The sequence below is a fragment of the Vibrio gigantis genome (genome assembly GCF_024347515.1).
Lineage (GTDB): Bacteria > Pseudomonadota > Gammaproteobacteria > Enterobacterales > Vibrionaceae > Vibrio > Vibrio gigantis.
The window spans coordinates 1,822,940-1,839,382 of the sequence record NZ_AP025492.1; the positions used below are offsets into that span (position 1 = coordinate 1,822,940).

The 16,443-nt window shown below is 42.9% G+C and carries 16 protein-coding genes; 11 read left to right on the forward strand and 5 right to left on the reverse strand.

Annotation, left to right across the window (positions count from 1 at the left end; all coding sequences use genetic code 11):
• Positions 1-210: 210 nt before the first annotated feature.
• A complete protein-coding gene (locus OCV56_RS08305) occupies positions 211-1,119 on the reverse strand; it encodes a CvfB family protein (RefSeq protein ID WP_190960482.1) in 909 nt (302 codons plus the stop codon).
• 28 nt (positions 1,120-1,147) lie between these two features.
• Here OCV56_RS08305 and OCV56_RS08310 point away from each other — a divergent pair, with 28 nt between their 5' ends.
• Positions 1,148-2,503, forward strand: a complete 1,356-nt coding sequence (locus OCV56_RS08310) for a hypothetical protein (RefSeq protein ID WP_086711503.1) — start codon at positions 1,148-1,150, stop codon at positions 2,501-2,503.
• A gap of 77 nt (positions 2,504-2,580) precedes the next feature.
• Here the strand turns inward: OCV56_RS08310 and OCV56_RS08315 are convergent, their stop codons facing one another.
• Positions 2,581-3,066 carry a PaaI family thioesterase gene (locus OCV56_RS08315; protein WP_017082222.1) on the reverse strand — a complete coding sequence of 162 codons (486 nt, stop codon included), beginning with the start codon at positions 3,064-3,066 and terminating at the stop codon, positions 2,581-2,583.
• A gap of 177 nt (positions 3,067-3,243) precedes the next feature.
• On the reverse strand, positions 3,244-4,131 hold the full coding sequence (locus tag OCV56_RS08320; RefSeq protein WP_086711505.1) for a putative PEP-binding protein: 888 nt from the start codon (positions 4,129-4,131) through the stop codon (positions 3,244-3,246).
• A gap of 207 nt (positions 4,132-4,338) precedes the next feature.
• Here OCV56_RS08320 and OCV56_RS08325 point away from each other — a divergent pair, with 207 nt between their 5' ends.
• Complete coding sequence (locus OCV56_RS08325; protein ID WP_060982093.1) at positions 4,339-5,397, forward strand: 3-deoxy-7-phosphoheptulonate synthase; 1,059 nt, start codon at positions 4,339-4,341, stop codon at positions 5,395-5,397.
• A 12-nt stretch (positions 5,398-5,409) separates the two neighbouring features.
• On the forward strand, positions 5,410-5,892 hold the full coding sequence (locus OCV56_RS08330) for a YajQ family cyclic di-GMP-binding protein (RefSeq protein ID WP_019823223.1): 483 nt from the start codon (positions 5,410-5,412) through the stop codon (positions 5,890-5,892).
• A 160-nt stretch (positions 5,893-6,052) separates the two neighbouring features.
• On the opposite strand, the gene OCV56_RS08335 is transcribed toward OCV56_RS08330, so the two are convergent.
• Positions 6,053-6,994 carry a precorrin-2 dehydrogenase/sirohydrochlorin ferrochelatase family protein gene (locus OCV56_RS08335; RefSeq protein WP_086711506.1) on the reverse strand — a complete coding sequence of 314 codons (942 nt, stop codon included), beginning with the start codon at positions 6,992-6,994 and terminating at the stop codon, positions 6,053-6,055.
• A 480-nt stretch (positions 6,995-7,474) separates the two neighbouring features.
• On the opposite strand from OCV56_RS08335, the gene OCV56_RS08340 reads away from it, so the two are divergent.
• The 6 genes from OCV56_RS08340 to OCV56_RS08365 all read left to right on the forward strand — a co-directional run bounded on the left by OCV56_RS08340 (position 7,475) and on the right by OCV56_RS08365 (position 13,210).
• The gene (locus OCV56_RS08340; protein WP_004733634.1) at positions 7,475-8,503 is read left to right on the forward strand and encodes an amino acid ABC transporter substrate-binding protein; all 1,029 of its coding nucleotides are present in this window, start codon (positions 7,475-7,477) and stop codon (positions 8,501-8,503) included.
• Positions 8,504-8,649: 146 nt separating this feature from the next.
• Complete coding sequence (locus OCV56_RS08345; protein WP_086711508.1) at positions 8,650-9,855, forward strand: amino acid ABC transporter permease; 1,206 nt, start codon at positions 8,650-8,652, stop codon at positions 9,853-9,855.
• A 1-nt stretch (position 9,856) separates the two neighbouring features.
• Entirely contained in the window at positions 9,857-10,954 is a 1,098-nt protein-coding gene (locus tag OCV56_RS08350) for an amino acid ABC transporter permease (RefSeq protein WP_086711510.1), read from the forward strand.
• 22 nt (positions 10,955-10,976) lie between these two features.
• On the forward strand, positions 10,977-11,741 hold the full coding sequence (locus OCV56_RS08355) for an amino acid ABC transporter ATP-binding protein (RefSeq protein WP_004742336.1): 765 nt from the start codon (positions 10,977-10,979) through the stop codon (positions 11,739-11,741).
• A gap of 293 nt (positions 11,742-12,034) precedes the next feature.
• A complete protein-coding gene (locus OCV56_RS08360; RefSeq protein WP_086711512.1) occupies positions 12,035-12,700 on the forward strand; it encodes a Bax inhibitor-1/YccA family protein in 666 nt (221 codons plus the stop codon).
• A gap of 180 nt (positions 12,701-12,880) precedes the next feature.
• Complete coding sequence (locus tag OCV56_RS08365) at positions 12,881-13,210, forward strand: TusE/DsrC/DsvC family sulfur relay protein (protein WP_086711514.1); 330 nt, start codon at positions 12,881-12,883, stop codon at positions 13,208-13,210.
• Positions 13,211-13,269: 59 nt separating this feature from the next.
• On the opposite strand, the gene yccX is transcribed toward OCV56_RS08365, so the two are convergent.
• On the reverse strand, positions 13,270-13,557 hold the full coding sequence (yccX, locus tag OCV56_RS08370) for an acylphosphatase (protein ID WP_086711516.1): 288 nt from the start codon (positions 13,555-13,557) through the stop codon (positions 13,270-13,272).
• Positions 13,558-13,645: 88 nt separating this feature from the next.
• On the opposite strand from yccX, the gene OCV56_RS08375 reads away from it, so the two are divergent.
• On the forward strand, positions 13,646-15,049 hold the full coding sequence (locus OCV56_RS08375) for a methyl-accepting chemotaxis protein (protein ID WP_086711518.1): 1,404 nt from the start codon (positions 13,646-13,648) through the stop codon (positions 15,047-15,049).
• Between the two features lie 129 nt (positions 15,050-15,178).
• On the forward strand, positions 15,179-16,372 hold the full coding sequence (locus tag OCV56_RS08380) for a class I SAM-dependent methyltransferase (protein ID WP_086711520.1): 1,194 nt from the start codon (positions 15,179-15,181) through the stop codon (positions 16,370-16,372).
• Positions 16,373-16,443 lie beyond the last annotated feature (71 nt).

Below are 16,443 nucleotides of genomic sequence, written 5' to 3' on the forward strand. Positions count from 1 at the left end.
TCTATGAGTGAGCACTTTTAAATCAACAACTAATTACATAAATGTCAATTCAAGTCACTATTTCCAATGAGAAAAATCGCACTTTGGGAAATATAAACTAGACTTCAATCTAATAGTCAAAAACTAAAACGATTAGCGTAGGCTCTTCGGAGCCCTTTCCCCTAAGCCCAAACAGGAAGGTTTGGGCTTTTTTTTGACCGACAGGTTCGCTTATTTAACTAAGCTGATGCCTTCTTTGTCGATAGTGATCTTGCCAGATTTGTACAAACCACCAATTGTTTTCTTGAAAGTACCTTTACTGGTTCTGAATGCAGAGAAAATAGCATCCGGTGAAGATTTATCATTCAGTGGCAAGAAGCCACCTTTCTTTTCAAGCAAGTCTAGAACCTTAGTACTTAGGTCATCCATCTTAGCTACACCAATCTTCTGAAGAGACAGGTCAATCTTACCGTCTTCTTCACGAACATTTTTAATGTAACCTTTCAGTGTTTTACCGATGAACAGCTTACCGATGATATCAGATGGGAAAATCATACCCCAGTGCTCGCCATTTACGATTGCTTTGTAACCCAATTGGCTACGTTCAGCAATGATAAGATCCACTTGCTCGTTTTGCTTATAAGTCGCAGGCGTGTTGTCTAACCACTTGTTGAACTTTGTTGTACCTACAATGCGGCTAGATGCTTTATCAATATACACATATACTAAGATTGACTGACCTTCGTTTAAACGGCCACGTTGCTCGCTGAAAGGAACCAGTAAGTCTTTACCTTTCACGCCCCAATTCATGAATGCACCAGTGCTGTTTACACCTTCAACGGTCATCAAGCCAAACTGCCCTACTTGAGCAATCGGTTTTTCAGTCGTTGCAGCGATCTGGTTGTCGGAATCAATGTATAAGAAAACATCTAACTTTTGACCAATTTCAACACCTTCAGGAGTAAATCGTTTCGGCAGCAACACGGTTCCATAGTCGCTAGCGTCAAGGAATACACCGAAGTCTGCTTGTTTTACTACTTCTAAGTTGTTTATTTGACCAATATTAATCATCAAGATTGTCTCTACTTTAAATTTGGCGGAGATTATACGTGATCTCTGATATGCTTTCGCTAGTTTCATTCATATTTTTACATTCTAGGAGCCATCGTTGATCACCGTTGATAAACAAGATGCGATAACACTTAAAATTAACCATGCCATGGCTAAAACAAAAAAGCTCGACATGGACGTTTATCTATTCATTCCCGGTGAACTTGGACTGACTCCTGAAGTGCTTTCTGAAAGCGCATTTTTCTACAGCTCGATCACTCAAAAACGTGCGTATTACAGTGATAAAACACTACTGCCATTGGTACACAGCCGTTTGGCAAAACGTGGACGACTGTCTACCACTCAATACCGTGTAAGCTTGAGCTTATTCGCCTACCAATATGTTATCGCGTTAGACAAAGCAGTAAGCAGCCTTAATAAAAATGATAGTGACGACGTAACCGCTGATGAAGTGGATGAAGTCATTGAGCTCGCGTTAGACATTTTGAAAAAGCTTCGTCGTAGTATTCCTTATGAAGAGAACCTAAAACGCTACTACGCAAATATTGATAACTACCTATCTTGGTACACTGAGCAAAAGTTCTTATCGCTTGTATCTCATATGCCACGTGGCAGCGAATATTCCACAATTAAAGAGCGTCTCTTAACTCTCTGTGATAAGGAAACCGCCCACCGTAAACTCAACCGCTACAACTCAGCTAAAGTTCGAGAAGACGTAACCCGTTTGAGTAACAAGATGCGACTACTGCGACGTTTGATTGAACACCCTATCGTGCTTAAAGAAAAGACCACCTCGATGGGTAAAAACGTTAAACGAGCAGTGAAAGGTATCGCAACTGGCTTAGTTATGGTGGTCGTGACCACAACTGTCATATTGGCCCGTGATTTCTTAGGTGAGATTACGGCATCTTTCATCGTATCGATGTCATTTATCTACGCATTGCGTGAGATTTTCAAAGACGATTTGAGAGACATTCTTTGGCGCTGGCTGCGTAAAGGCAAACCTAAATGGAAGCGTCGTTACTATGACCCAACGACCAACAAGTCAGTAGGCCATAAACTGGAATGGTTGGACTACGCGAATTTTTCTAAGTTAGCAGACCGTATTCAATCAATACGCAAGAAACGTGTGGTTCAACGTGAAGAGCAAGTCTTACACTATCGTTCACATACAGAGATGTCGACATCGACATTTATGAGTGGTTATGAAGAGACCCGTGAAACGTTATCTATCAGCCTAAGAGCACTGACACGATTGATGGATAAGGGGTCAAATAAGATCTATCGCTTGAATGAAGGGCAAGTTAGCCGAGAATCAGTAGAAAAGCGCCACTTGCTCAACCTGATCATTAAAGAAAATAATCACGATAACAAACCAACTTACTACCGTTGGAAAATTGTAATGAACCGTTCAAAGATCGTGGACATTGAGCAAATCACTCAAGAGTCTTAACCTTGATTGCGGTATGTGTATATTCAATTCACATACCGCTCTTGCCACTGATTCTAAAATACCCAGCCTCTTTCAAGCTATTTTCTAGATGGGACTTTCTTAATTGAAAGCGTTAGCGTGAACTCAGCCATCGGCTCATCACCATGCAAAGATGGGCAAGTTGCGATAATGGTTACAGGTTGATTGACTCGCTCCCCAGTAGACATGGTTTCTGCCAGCATAGTGTTGATCAACTCACCATCGTTACAAGTGAAATGCACATCGCCTTCCGGACGCTTTAAGAAATTGCCCGTCACCTCTTTGAATGCCAACGAAATCTTTTCACCTTGCTGTTGCGACTTACTCATCGCAAGAAAGCCACCCGCTACATCAGCACCCACAGCCAACACACCAAAATACATGCTATTAAGGTGGTTCTTCGTTCGTCTTTTTAGAGGGATCTTCACCTCAACATGTTGGTTATCCAGTGCGAGCAATTTTGGTCTACATAACCAGATCAGAGGCACTTTGAAAAAACCAAACATGCTCAAGTAGAAATTTGCTTTTTGTAGAGGGGTCAACATTCGGGTTACCTAGTCAAATCAGTCATCAGACCAGTTAATCGATTAGCAATGAACATGTCAAAAAAATGTTACAAAAAAGAGATATCATCGCATAATGATATCTCTTTCATTCTCAGACTTTTAGCGCTTAAGACCTACTTATCCTACGAATTGATTTAATCAAACAATAAGCTAATTTTATGCCGTAACGACTGTTTGTACACCGTCAAGATCAGCAATATAACCTTGTAGACGAGGGTAATCCACCAAGCCTTGAGTTACTAATAGTACTGGCTTCTTCGCATGCAGCGTTGCCTTAACAATCATATCCAACAAGGTAATAACAGCCTCGTTTTGAGGATCAAAAGCGTGTAGCTGAGCTTCATTTTGCTTATCTACGCCTAAAGTGAAAGACGCCAAGCTATCAACGTTCACCACAACACCATCAAAGTAATGCAATAGACGTTCACTTAGTAGAACGGCAGATGGTACATCACACGAGAACAGTACTTTCAAACCATTAAGGCCACGCGGTAAGCCTTGCTCGGCAAGCAGATCAATAATCTTAGCGGCATCGCTCAATGCTCGTACATACGGCACAACCACTTCAACGTTAATACCCTGCTCTCGCAACGTTTTAATGACCTGACACTCTAGAGCGAAAGCCTTGCTGTACTCTGGAGTTGCGTAGCGAGCAACACCACGAACGCCTAGCGCTGGGTTAACTTCTTCAGTTTCACAGTTCCCGCCAAGTAGCGAACGGAAGCCATAGCTGTCAGCACTGCTTAATGCGATACGAACAGAAGCGTGATTTGGCTGAACGGCAGCTTGGATCGCAATCACTAAGGTCGAAACAAAATGCTCATCGACCGTTTTATCGCCAAGGATCGCATTTAAAGACGTTTTTTCAATATCGGTCAGTGTATCTAAGTGACTTTCGACACTTGGGTGGTAAAAGACACGATCCATCACCAATTCTGATAATGAAACGTATAAGTGGTTGGAATTATTATTATCGTTGTAAGAAGGCAGCACATCACCTAAGACAAGTTCTGGGTGCAAAGTGCTTTGATTTTCTTGAGTCATTGCTGCTCCAGCATTTTTATGTTGTGTTCAAACGAAAATACCGATAGCTGCCTGTTAATACAAGTGAAAATCCCTTAATTGGCGCTGGCCTGCTGATAAAAATAAGAATATTAGCAATAACTGAGATAACTTTGACTCAAGAGAGTTTATTCCTCTGTTCAATTCCGTTATCTTAACCACTTCGCAATAGAATAAAAAAGCTATCACATGCCATTAAAAACTGATGAGTTGAGAACCCAAGCTCTGGGTCCTATGCCAACTCCTGCCGAACTAGGCAATGCACACCCTATTACTGACGACGTTGCTGAGCGCATTAAAAATTCTCGCCGCCAAATCGAAGATATCTTAACTGGTCGTGATAATCGTTTATTAGTTATCGTAGGTCCTTGTTCTGTTCACGATACAGATGCGGCACTTGATTACGCCGAGCGCCTAAGTCAAATTCAGGACCAGTATAAAGATGAACTGTTCGTTGTAATGAGAACTTACTTCGAAAAGCCCCGTACGGTTGTAGGTTGGAAGGGTTTGATTACCGATCCTAACCTTGATGGTTCATATGCACTTGAAACCGGCTTGAACAAAGCCCGTAAGCTTCTGCTAGATATCAACAAGCTTGGTCTAGCTACCGCGACCGAATTCCTTGATATGATCACAGGTCAATACATTGCGGACCTTATCACTTGGGGAGCGATTGGCGCTCGTACAACTGAATCTCAGATTCACCGTGAAATGGCTTCTGCACTGTCTTGCCCAGTTGGCTTTAAGAATGCGACCAACGGCAACATCAAGATTGCTATCGATGCAATTCGTGCAGCCCATGCTTCACACTATTTTTACTCTCCAGATAAGAATGGCCGCATGACGGTTTACCGCACTTCTGGCAACCCATACGGTCACGTTATTCTACGTGGTGGTGATAAAGGCCCTAACTTCGACGCTGAATCTGTAGATACCGCATGTAAGCAATTGGCTGAATTCGATCTACCTCAACGTTTGGTTGTAGACTTTAGCCACGCTAACTGTCAGAAACAACACCGTAAACAGTTAGAAGTTGCACAAGACATTTGTGAGCAAATTAAATCTAACAAGAACCAAATTGCAGGCATCATGGCGGAAAGCTTCATTATTGAAGGCAACCAGCCAATGACAGACATCAACAACCTAGAATATGGTAAATCGATTACTGACCCATGCCTAAGCTGGGAAGATACTGCAACAATGCTAGACATGCTTGCGACAGCAATTAAAGATAGAAACTTAGCTTAAGGAAACAACACAATGCCATCATTTGACATTATCTCTGAAGTAGAAGCAGTAGAACTGCGTAACGCGGTAGACAACGCAAACCGTGAACTATCGACTCGTTTCGATTTCCGCGGCGTTGAGGCAAGCTTTGATTACAAAGATGAATCAGTAAAATTGACTGCTCAAGACGATTTTCAACTGAAGCAAATGCGCGATATCCTTCGCAGCAACCTAACAAAGCGTAATGTTGATCCTAACGCGATGGAAGCGAAAGCGGCAGACCAAACAGGTCGCACTTGGCACCAAACGGTTATCTTTAAGCAAGGCATTGAAACCGATGTAGCTAAGAAAATCGTTAAGCTAATCAAAGACAATAAAGTTAAAGTTCAAGCGGCTATCCAAGGCGAAAAAGTTCGTGTTACAGGCAAAAAGCGTGATGACCTACAAGCGGTTATGGCACTTGTACGTAACGGTGAACTTGGTCAACCTTTCCAGTTTGACAACTTCCGTGACTAATTAATCTGGCTATCTGTAGCAGCTCTTTTTCGCTACTTACTAATCAGTTTAATGCGGCACTTAAAATAGCAAAAAGCCACTTCTTTATCGGAAGTGGCTTTTTATTTATCTAAGCGTTGTTACTAGCGTGTTAGACGCCAGCATGAAGACCGCCTACTTCTTAACTCAACACCTTGGCAGAAGACAGCTTCAGGTCTTTGCCTACCAGTAAATTGAATTCAACACTCGCTGGTGGAATAAACACACACACTCGCAATTTCTCGGCTCTCGCTTGCTCAAGCTTGGTCGACAGTTCTCCACTATCAGCATAACCTTCTCTCTCTGCATCTCGGCGACACAGGTCAACAAATTCAAAGGGGCAATTGCTCGGTGAAAGCACTAGCTCTGCCTCTTGCATTAAACGTAAAGCTTTCATGGAAAGCAACTCAACGTCTTGCTCGAATTCAATCCAAGTAACCTGCCCTTCGCTATCAATACCTTCCACTAACGCTTGCTGGTAGTAAGACTCTAGCTGCTCTCTGTCTGTCACCTGCTCAATAAAACTGGATGATAAAAAGCGCTCCCAAAACTTACGACGTTCATCAACGGTAGGAAATGAATCTTTAATAGAATTGCGTTTTGATGCACCAAAGTCTGCTATCAAACCTATATTTTGTGGCAATACTGTTTCGAGTTTTTCTCTGATATTTCTTACCAAGACAGGAGATGCACCACCACTAGAGATGGCAATTTGGATTCTTCCACGATTAATCATTGATGGAGTAATAAAGTCACAGTAGGGTAAATCATCGACGACATTGACAAGAATACCCAATTTTTTTGCATCATTATGTACTTGATGATTTAGACTTGGGTTGTCTGTTGTCGCCCATACCTGCAGGTAATCTTTCGATATGATCTGTGATGAGTAAAAGTTTTGCACCCAGTGAAGTTTGTGATCATCGACAAGCTGCTTTAAGTACGGTGCTACCTTGGGAGACACCAAAGTCACATCAGCCCCAGCTCGTAGCAAGCTGTCGACTTTACGGCAAGCAACCTCACCCCCACCAACCACCAAGATTGGCTTATTCTCTACATCCAAAAACATTGGGAAATAACGCATGTTCTTCCTTGAGACTACTTCAATAACTATTCAGCCATGCTACCAAATTTGGAGCATATTCATAACTATCGAAGTGTAATAAAAATATTTATTGACCAAATTTCAATCTTTTTTAAGGGTAATGCTCCACCAGCGTGACATTCATTCAGAATATATATCTATTCGATTATCAATATAAAACTCTAAATCTCGTTGCACCAACAGTGTGAACCGCTGCACTATTTACATTCAGTTAACATTTGGTCATTCTAATTGTGTTCGGATTTGTGATTTCATTCAAAATTCTTTTTAAATTATACATTTGTGAAACTACGGATCCTTTCCTAACCTTATAAACAGTTGTTTAAATCGCACACAGTTTCATTTGCAAAATGCAACTCGTTTAATTTGAGCAACAAGGTCATAGAAAACGCAACACACAAAAGAAACTCAAACGAGCACGAGTATCAGGTGTCACCTGGTTAACAAGGAAGGATACAAATGACAAATAAACTAACACTTCTTGCTTCAGTAGTAGCTGCATCAACTGCGATGATGGCAACATCGGCATCAGCGGCAGAAAGCACTCTGGACAAAGTCACATCTCAAGGTTTTCTAACTTGTGGGGTAAGTACCGGTCTTCCAGGGTTCTCTAACCCTAACTCAAAAGGTGAATGGGAAGGAATTGATGTTGAGTATTGTCAGGCTCTTGCAGCGGCTGTACTCGGTGACAAGACTAAAGTTAAGTATGTACCTCTAACAGCAAAAGAGCGTTTTACTGCGCTTCAATCTGGCGAAATCGACGTACTGTCTCGTAACACAACATGGACGCTACATCGTGACACTGCTCTAGGTCTGAACTTCGTAGGCGTTAACTACTACGATGGCCAAGGCTTCATGGTTAAAAAAGAACTTGGCCTGACAAGTGCTCAAGAACTTGATGGCGCTTCTGTATGTGTTCAATCAGGTACAACGACTGAACTTAACCTAGCCGATTACTTCCGTAACAGTGGCATGTCTTACAAGCCAGTGGTATTCGATACGGCAGCACAAACATCTAAAGGTTTCGACGCAGGTCGTTGTGACGTGCTAACTACCGACCAATCTGGTCTATACGCACTTCGCCTAAACCTAGCGGATCCTAAATCTGCACAAGTACTTCCTGAAATCATCTCTAAAGAACCTTTAGGCCCTGTTGTTCGTCAAGATGATGATAAGTGGTTTAACGTTGCTAAATGGACTCTTTCAGCAATGATTAACGCGGAAGAATACGGAATCTCTTCTAAAAACGCGGACGAAATGCTTAAGTCAAAAGATCCAAACATCAAGCGTATTCTTGGTGTAGACGGTCCTAAAGGTAAAGGCCTTGGCATTCGTGACGACTGGGGTTACCAAGTAATTAAGCAAGTTGGTAACTACGGTGAGAGTTTTGAACGTACTGTTGGTACAGGTTCTCCACTTCAAATCTCTCGTGGTGTAAATGCATTATGGAATGCGGGCGGCTTTATGTACGCTCCACCAATCCGTTAATAGCACCTACGTGATTACTTGTTCGTAGCCGTTGCTATCACGCACATGTTGTGTGGTAGCAACAAACAGAAAATGAATATTTGAGTAACACGATTTAGGGCGGTTTTTCCGCCCTAACTGTTAAATGGATTTGAGGTTATTGCAGTATGAAACCTAACAACACTCTTACTCCTTCCCAGGAAAAGCCTGAAGCAAAAAGTGCCAACCTATTATACAACCCGACTTTCCGATCTGTTGTTTTTCAGATCATCGCCATCGGAGCACTCGGCGCTTTCTTCTACACCATCGTAAATAATGCCCTTACCAACCTTGATGCCCGAGGCATTGCCACTGGTTTTGACTTTCTAAGTCAAGAAGCCGGGTTTGGTATCGGATTAACTCTCGTTGAATATGACGAAACCTTCTCTTATGGTCGAACGTTTGTTGTCGGCTTATTAAATACCGCCCTAGTTTCAGTGCTAGGTATTATTTTAGCCACCGTTCTTGGCTTCAGTATGGGTATCGCTCGATTATCTTCCAACTGGTTGGTTAGCCGATGTGCAGCGGTTTACATTGAAATCTTCCGAAATATCCCTCTATTACTTCAAATTTTCTTTTGGTATTTCGCCGTTCTTCAAGCTCTACCATCAGCTCGTCAAAGTCTGAGTCTGGGTGAAGCCATCTTCTTGAATGTTCGTGGCTTATATTTCCCGGCTCCTGTTTTAGAGCAAGGAAGTAGCTTCGTTGTTGCTGCATTGATCATCGGTATTATCGCCACTGTGATCATCAATATTTGGGCTAACAACAAACAGAAATTGACTGGGCAACAAACACCCATGTTTCGCATCGCTGCTAGTTTGATCCTTGGTTTACCTCTGGTTGTTTATTTTGTTATGGGTATGCCTATTTCGGCTGAATACCCTGCTCTGAAAGGCTTTAACTTTAAAGGCGGCATCAGCATCATCCCTGAGCTTGCAGCCCTTGTGTTAGCTCTCAGTATCTATACGGCATCTTTCATTGCAGAGATCGTTCGTTCGGGTATTAATGCGGTGAACCATGGTCAAACAGAGGCTGCAATGTCTTTGGGGCTGCCACGATCTCGCACACTTAAGCTGGTTATTATCCCGCAAGCTTTACGTATCATCATTCCACCGCTTACGAGTCAATACTTAAACTTAACCAAGAACTCGTCGCTAGCAATGGCGATTGGTTACCCTGACCTAGTTTCAGTATTCGCAGGCACAACGCTTAACCAAACAGGTCAAGCGATTGAAATCATTGCTATGACCATGGGCGTATACCTAACTCTGAGCTTATTGACCTCCGCGTTAATGAATATCTATAACCGTAAAGTCGCATTGGTGGAGAGATAATATGAGCACACATCAATTTCAACCTGATCTTCCGCCTCCCGCTAACACGGTAGGTATGGTTGGCTGGTTAAGGAAAAATCTCTTTAACGGCCCTATTAACAGCGTAGTAACACTGATTTTAGGTTACATCGCATTCTCATTACTTTGGGCAACCTTTGACTGGGCATTCTTGAATGCAGACTGGGTCGGTACGACTCGTGATGCATGTACGAGTGACGGTGCGTGCTGGGTATTCATCAGCGTTCGTTGGGATCAGTTCATGTATGGCTTCTACCCTGAAGCTGAGCTGTGGCGCCCTCGCCTTTTCTACGCAACGTTAGCCATTTTCGTCGCTTTATTGGCTTATGAAAAAACACCTAAGCGCACGTGGATTTGGTTGTTCTTCGTAAACATCTACCCATTTCTAATTGCTGGTTTGTTATACGGCGGTGTATTTGGCTTAGAGGTTGTTGATACCCATAAATGGGGCGGACTACTGGTTACGCTGATCATCGCGTTAGTTGGTATTGTGGTTTCGCTTCCTATCGGTGTTGCTCTTGCACTTGGACGTCGTTCAGAGATGCCGATCATTCGCAGTATCTGTACTGTGTATATCGAAATCTGGCGTGGCGTTCCTCTTATTACTGTGCTGTTCATGGCGTCGGTAATGTTACCTCTATTCCTAGCTGCAGGGTCTGAAACCGATAAGCTAATCCGTGCTCTTGTTGGTGTGGTGTTGTTTAGTGCAGCTTATATGGCGGAGGTTATTCGTGGCGGTCTACAAGCGATACCTAAAGGCCAATACGAAGCAGCAGATGCTCTGGGTCTAACCTATTGGAAAAAGATGGGGCTGATTATTCTTCCTCAAGCGTTGAAAATAACGATTCCATCAATCGTGAACACATTCATTGGCCTATTTAAAGACACCAGTCTTGTACTTATCATCGGTATGTTTGATGTGTTGGGTATTGGCCAAGCAGCGAATACCGACCCTGAGTGGTTAGGCTTCGCAACAGAAAGTTATGTATTTGTCGCGTTAGTGTTCTGGGTGTTCTGTTTTGGCATGTCGAGGTACTCGATATGGCTAGAAAACAGACTTCACACCGGTCACAAACGATAGTTAATAAGATCAAGGACGTATTATGACGCAACAACTAAACCCAGAATCGCAAGAGTTGATGATTGAACTTAAAGACATGAACAAGTGGTACGGTGAGTTTCACGTGCTTAAGAACATCAACCTAGAAGTTAAAAAAGGCGAGAAAATCGTTATCTGTGGCCCTTCTGGCTCAGGAAAATCAACGATGATTCGTTGTATCAACAGACTAGAAGAGCACCAAAAAGGTCATATCTTCGTTTCAGGAAATGAACTGACAGAAGACCTCAAGAACATCGAAGCGGTTCGCCGAGATGTTGGCATGTGTTTCCAGCACTTCAACCTGTTCCCGCATCTTACGGTATTAGAAAACTGTACTCTGGCACCAATTTGGGTAAAAAAGATGCCAAAAGAAGAAGCTGAAGCGATTGCAATGAAATACCTAGAGCGTGTGAAAATCCCTGAGCAAGCGGACAAGTTTCCAGGTCAGCTTTCAGGTGGTCAGCAACAGCGTGTAGCTATCGCCCGCTCTTTGTGTATGAACCCTCAAGTGATGCTGTTTGATGAACCAACGTCGGCACTTGATCCAGAAATGGTTCGTGAGGTGTTAGACGTGATGGTTGAGCTTGCAGAAGAAGGCATGACGATGCTCTGTGTAACGCACGAGATGGGCTTTGCTAAAGAGGTCGCGGATCGCGTTATCTTCATGGATGCGGGTGAAATCATAGAAGAGAACAACCCTGTCGACTTCTTTGAAAACCCACAATCAGACAGAACGCAGAACTTCTTAAGCCAAATCTTACACCATTAATGTGTTATGATGCATAAACTACAGAGGCGGCTTAGGTCGCCTCTTTATTTTTCAAAGCTATAGATAGTTTTTAAAGTTTTAAGTAACTGAATAGATCGACCAAAGGGTGAACATCGTACTTAGCTATACTTAATTACAGTCTAAAGAAATACTTTGTTACACCTTCAGAAACACTTAACCGACTATTTTGATTATTATTTTATGTATACAAGAGGAATGAAAGACTTGATTTTTCGAACTTTCACCCCCATAAATGTACTAATAACTATTGAAGTCACCTTACGAGGAAGATTATGAACAGCCCTATGTTTTCACGCACAGCATCTCAAGAAAGTGCTCTGCAAACCAATAAAGTGTTGCGTAACACCTACGCTCTACTGTCTATGACACTACTTTGGTCTGCTGTTGTAGCAGGCGTATCTATGGCGATGAACCTTCCTCGTCCTGGTCTTATCATCATGCTAGTTGGCTTTTACGGCCTACTTTTCTTAACTGAAAAGAACCGTGACAACAGCATGGGTCTAGTCTTTACGTTCCTGTTCACAGGTTTCTTAGGCTACACCATTGGTCCAATCTTAAACATGTACGTTGGCGCAGGCATGGGTGATGTCATCCTAACTGCACTTGGCGGTACGGCACTGGCGTTTATGGGTGCTTCAGCTTACGCACTAACAACTAAGCGTGACCTGTCATTCCTTAACGGCATGCTACTAGCTGGCTTCGTTGTACTACTTGTAGGTATGGTTGCAAACATCTTCCTACAAATGCCTATACTATCATTGGCAATGAGCGGGATGTTCATCCTATTCTCGACTGGTGTTATCTTGCTTACAACGCAAAACATCATTCGTGGCGGTGAAACTAACTACATCTCTGCAACGATTAGCTTGTACGTATCAATCTACAACATCTTCATCAGCCTACTAAGCATTCTAGGCATCATGGGTAGCGACGACTAATCGCCCCCATAACTGGATAATATCTAGCCCAAGAGCGTAGCTCTTGGGCTTTTTTGTATCTATCCGCACCAGAATTCTTTAGATAGCTACAATATTTCTTGAGATCGTTATAAATCTATTGAGAAAAGTAAACTTGGTCATGTACCCTATCCGCATAGTTAATTGGATTCTGGATTAAACATGTTTGAATATAACGGCAAGCAAATCGAAACCGACGCTCAAGGCTACCTATTGGATTACACGCAATGGGAAGAAGGTATGATTGAAATTCTTGCTCAAGACGAAGCTATTGAACTTACGGATGCGCACTTAGAAGTCGTACATTTTGTAAGGAGCTTTTACGAAGAGTTCAACACCTCTCCAGCAGTTCGCATGCTAGTAAAAGCAATGGAAAAAGCACACGGCCCAGAAAAAGGCAACAGCAAGTACCTATTCAAGTTATTCAAGGAAGGCCCAGCTAAACAAGCGACTAAACTCGCAGGTCTACCAAAACCAGCGAAATGCTTGTAAATACAAACCCGCCTTAAACTATTAAATTACGCTCGACATAAATACTGTAGTGCCTATAACTACAGTATTTTGAACACCCCTACGCGAACGTCCTGGCGCTCACTATCTTTAACTTGTTGCATCATGACCTTATCTACTGTTGCGCTCGAAGGGCCAATATTAAGCCAAGCATGTAACTTCTCTATTTGCTGACTTTCTCCGACAGCTAACACTTCAACTCGACCATCATTTAAGTTCTTCGCATAGCCTGAAAGACCCATAGCTTGCGCTTGTCTGCTGGTGTGATAACGAAAGCCAACACACTGAACTACGCCTGACACGACAAAAATATATTGTGAACTTTCCATAACGTTGCCTCATAAATTGTATGAATGATATAGTTGAGCCTCTATTCATTCACCACTTATTGGTGGACTTACTTCGAGTATAACGATTATGAAAGAAATCCCATTTCGTTGGATTGACAAATATCTCATTCACCTAAAAATCCAAGAAAAGTTCTATCTACTCTTCTTATTGCCTCTTATAGCCCTGGTTATATTAACTCTCGTTTTAGATAGTGCCGCGGACTCTTTGCTTGCTCATCTTTATCAAGAAGAAATGCTCCTGATGAAAGGGCTTATCGAAGCGGGTCAATTGACTAAAGACCAAGTTGCTCAGCTTGTCAGCAGCTCTGAAACCATCTCTTTAGGCTACGGTGCTGGTTCTGTTTCAGTTATGAATGGTGCATTCAGCCTAGTTGCCAATCATGACCAAAATCTTTGGTCTGCTCTGTCAACCACTCAAGTTTCTATCATCGCTGTGACGCTAACACTTATTGCGCTTGGCGTTTACTACATCATGACCTTCATCGGTGGTGCGATGTTCTCTATGAACAAAGCCTTAAACACCCTAGCGAATGGAGACTTAACTTGCCGCATGAACTACTTCTTAGTACGCGACGAATTCAGTGAAATCGCTATTACAATCGATAAAGTCGCCGAGCGTGAACAAAATATGGTTCTCTCAATCCAAGAGTCTGTCGCTCTCATGCAGCAGATCAGCTCAGACTTAAACCAATCGACACAACAAAGCTCAGACATTTCAGGTAATCAACAAGAGCACCTGAATAGCCTCGCGAGCGCAACCGAACAAATGGCAGCTACGATTCGCGAAGTCGCTAACCTTGCTCATGAGTCTAGCTCACAAACAATGGACGCTCGTGGCGTTGCTCAGAGTGGTCAAGTCAAGGTGTCAAATACATTGCAGTCTATCTCTAGCCTATCTCAAGAGATCCAATCCGCTTCACAAGCAGTAGAAGAGCTCGATGCCAACGCGGCGCAGATCGATGAGGTGGTTGCAACCATTAATGGTATCTCGGAGCAGACTAACCTATTAGCACTGAATGCTGCCATTGAAGCTGCACGTGCTGGTGAGCAAGGTCGCGGATTTGCTGTTGTTGCCGATGAAGTTCGAGCCCTTGCTGGTCGTACTCAACAGGCGACAGTTGAAATCCAAAGCATGATTGAGTCATTACAACGTAACAGCCAATCACTGACCAAACTAATGGAAGTAACGGTGAACAATGCTAATGAAGGCCAAACACTGATGTCGGAAGTGAACGTTGAGATTGGTTCACTAGCTGAAAAGAACCAGTCTATTTCTGATAGCAGTACTCAAATTGCCACCGCGGCTGAAGAACAAGGCGTAGTAGCTGATAGCATTGCACAAAGTGTCGAAGAGATTCGCCATCAATCAGATAATATCTGCGAGATGATCAGTAAGAGTAATTCAAATGTTGACCAACTTCGTAAACAAAGCGATACGATGGAAGGTTTGCTAACAGGTCTTAAAGCTTAATACTGGTAACTAACCAATATGTATTAGTTAATCATTACTAGGGCTGCTTCTGCAGCCCTTTCTTATTTGCTTTTCACCTGTACTTCCCCGACAATACCCCTCCTTCAAATTCAACAAACAGAGTAAATTATGACTCCTTCAATTCATCTAGCTAAAGGCCGAGATAAATCACTACGCCGCAAACACCCTTGGGTATTTTCTCGCGGTATCGATAAGGTCGAAGGCGAACCAAAACAAGGTGAAACTGTAGACGTATATGCTCAAAATGGTCAGTGGCTTGCAAAAGCGGCTTACTCACCAGAATCTCAAATTCGAGCTCGTGTTTGGACATTTGAAAAAGAAGAAATCAACAAGGCGTTCTTCGTAAAACGAATTCAAGACGCAAAATCTTTACGTGAAGACATCATTGAGCGTGACGGCCTTACCGGCTACCGCCTTAGCGCAGCAGAGTCTGATGGCCTGCCAGGCATCACTATCGACAAGTATCAAGACTTCCTTGTTTGCCAACTACTAAGTGCTGGCGCTGAGTTTAACAAAAGCGTATTGGTTGAAGCATTAATCGAGTGCTTCCCTGGCTGCAACATCTACGAGCGTTCAGATGTAGCAGTTCGTAAAAAAGAAGGCCTAGAACAAGTTGTCGGCGTTCTTCACGGTGAAGAGCCACCAAAATCTATCGTGATTGAAGAGAATGGCGTTAAAATCAGCGTGAACATTATGGAAGGCCACAAAACGGGCTTTTACATGGATCAGCGTGATAGCCGCAAAGAATCTATGAAGTACGTTAAAGGTAAAGATGTCCTTAACTGTTTTTCATACACGGGTGGTTTTGGTCTTTACGCGCTGAAAGGTGATGCAAAGCGTGTGATCAACGCAGATGTATCTCAACTAGCTCTTGATACAGCTAAGCTCAACGCTGAACTTAACGAGTTTGATATCTCGAAAAAGCGCGCAGTATTCCTAAACGCTGACGTATTCAAACTACTTCGCGAATACCGTGACCAAGGCACTAAGTTTGACGTAGTGATCATGGATCCACCAAAGTTTGTTTCAAGCAAGAACAACTTAACTTCAGGTGCTAACGGCTACAAAGACGTTAACATGCTTGCGATGCAAATCCTAAAACCAGGTGGCACTCTACTCACCTACTCTTGCTCAGGCTTAATGGGCACAGATTTGTTCCAAAAGATCATCGCCGACGCAGCACTAGATGCAGGCCGCACTGTTAAATTCGTCGAGCGCTTTGAGCAAGCTGCCGACCACCTAACGGACACTGCCTATCCAGAAGGTTTCTACCTAAAAGGCTTCGCTTGTAAGGTGCTTTAATTTTAGCACCTTAGAATCAAGCTTCTATAGCAAAATAGACGCATTAAAAAGGGCCTTTCGGCCCTTTTTTG

Bases quoted from the DNA above. Each gene is read 5' to 3' on its own strand.
- OCV56_RS08340 (WP_004733634.1), top strand. From the start codon at position 7,475: ATGACAAATAAACTAACACTTCTTGCTTCAGTAGTAGCTGCATCAACT.
- OCV56_RS08305 (WP_190960482.1), bottom strand. From the start codon at position 1,119: ATGAAACTAGCGAAAGCATATCAGAGATCACGTATAATCTCCGCCAAA.
- OCV56_RS08325 (WP_060982093.1), top strand. From the start codon at position 4,339: ATGCCATTAAAAACTGATGAGTTGAGAACCCAAGCTCTGGGTCCTATG.
- OCV56_RS08330 (WP_019823223.1), top strand. From the start codon at position 5,410: ATGCCATCATTTGACATTATCTCTGAAGTAGAAGCAGTAGAACTGCGT.
- OCV56_RS08355 (WP_004742336.1), top strand. From the start codon at position 10,977: ATGACGCAACAACTAAACCCAGAATCGCAAGAGTTGATGATTGAACTT.
- OCV56_RS08350 (WP_086711510.1), top strand. From the start codon at position 9,857: ATGAGCACACATCAATTTCAACCTGATCTTCCGCCTCCCGCTAACACG.
- yccX (WP_086711516.1), bottom strand. From the start codon at position 13,557: ATGGAAAGTTCACAATATATTTTTGTCGTGTCAGGCGTAGTTCAGTGT.
- OCV56_RS08315 (WP_017082222.1), bottom strand. From the start codon at position 3,066: ATGTTGACCCCTCTACAAAAAGCAAATTTCTACTTGAGCATGTTTGGT.
- OCV56_RS08335 (WP_086711506.1), bottom strand. From the start codon at position 6,994: ATGCGTTATTTCCCAATGTTTTTGGATGTAGAGAATAAGCCAATCTTG.
- OCV56_RS08345 (WP_086711508.1), top strand. From the start codon at position 8,650: ATGAAACCTAACAACACTCTTACTCCTTCCCAGGAAAAGCCTGAAGCA.
- OCV56_RS08375 (WP_086711518.1), top strand. From the start codon at position 13,646: ATGAAAGAAATCCCATTTCGTTGGATTGACAAATATCTCATTCACCTA.
- OCV56_RS08380 (WP_086711520.1), top strand. From the start codon at position 15,179: ATGACTCCTTCAATTCATCTAGCTAAAGGCCGAGATAAATCACTACGC.
- OCV56_RS08360 (WP_086711512.1), top strand. From the start codon at position 12,035: ATGAACAGCCCTATGTTTTCACGCACAGCATCTCAAGAAAGTGCTCTG.
- OCV56_RS08365 (WP_086711514.1), top strand. From the start codon at position 12,881: ATGTTTGAATATAACGGCAAGCAAATCGAAACCGACGCTCAAGGCTAC.
- OCV56_RS08320 (WP_086711505.1), bottom strand. From the start codon at position 4,131: ATGACTCAAGAAAATCAAAGCACTTTGCACCCAGAACTTGTCTTAGGT.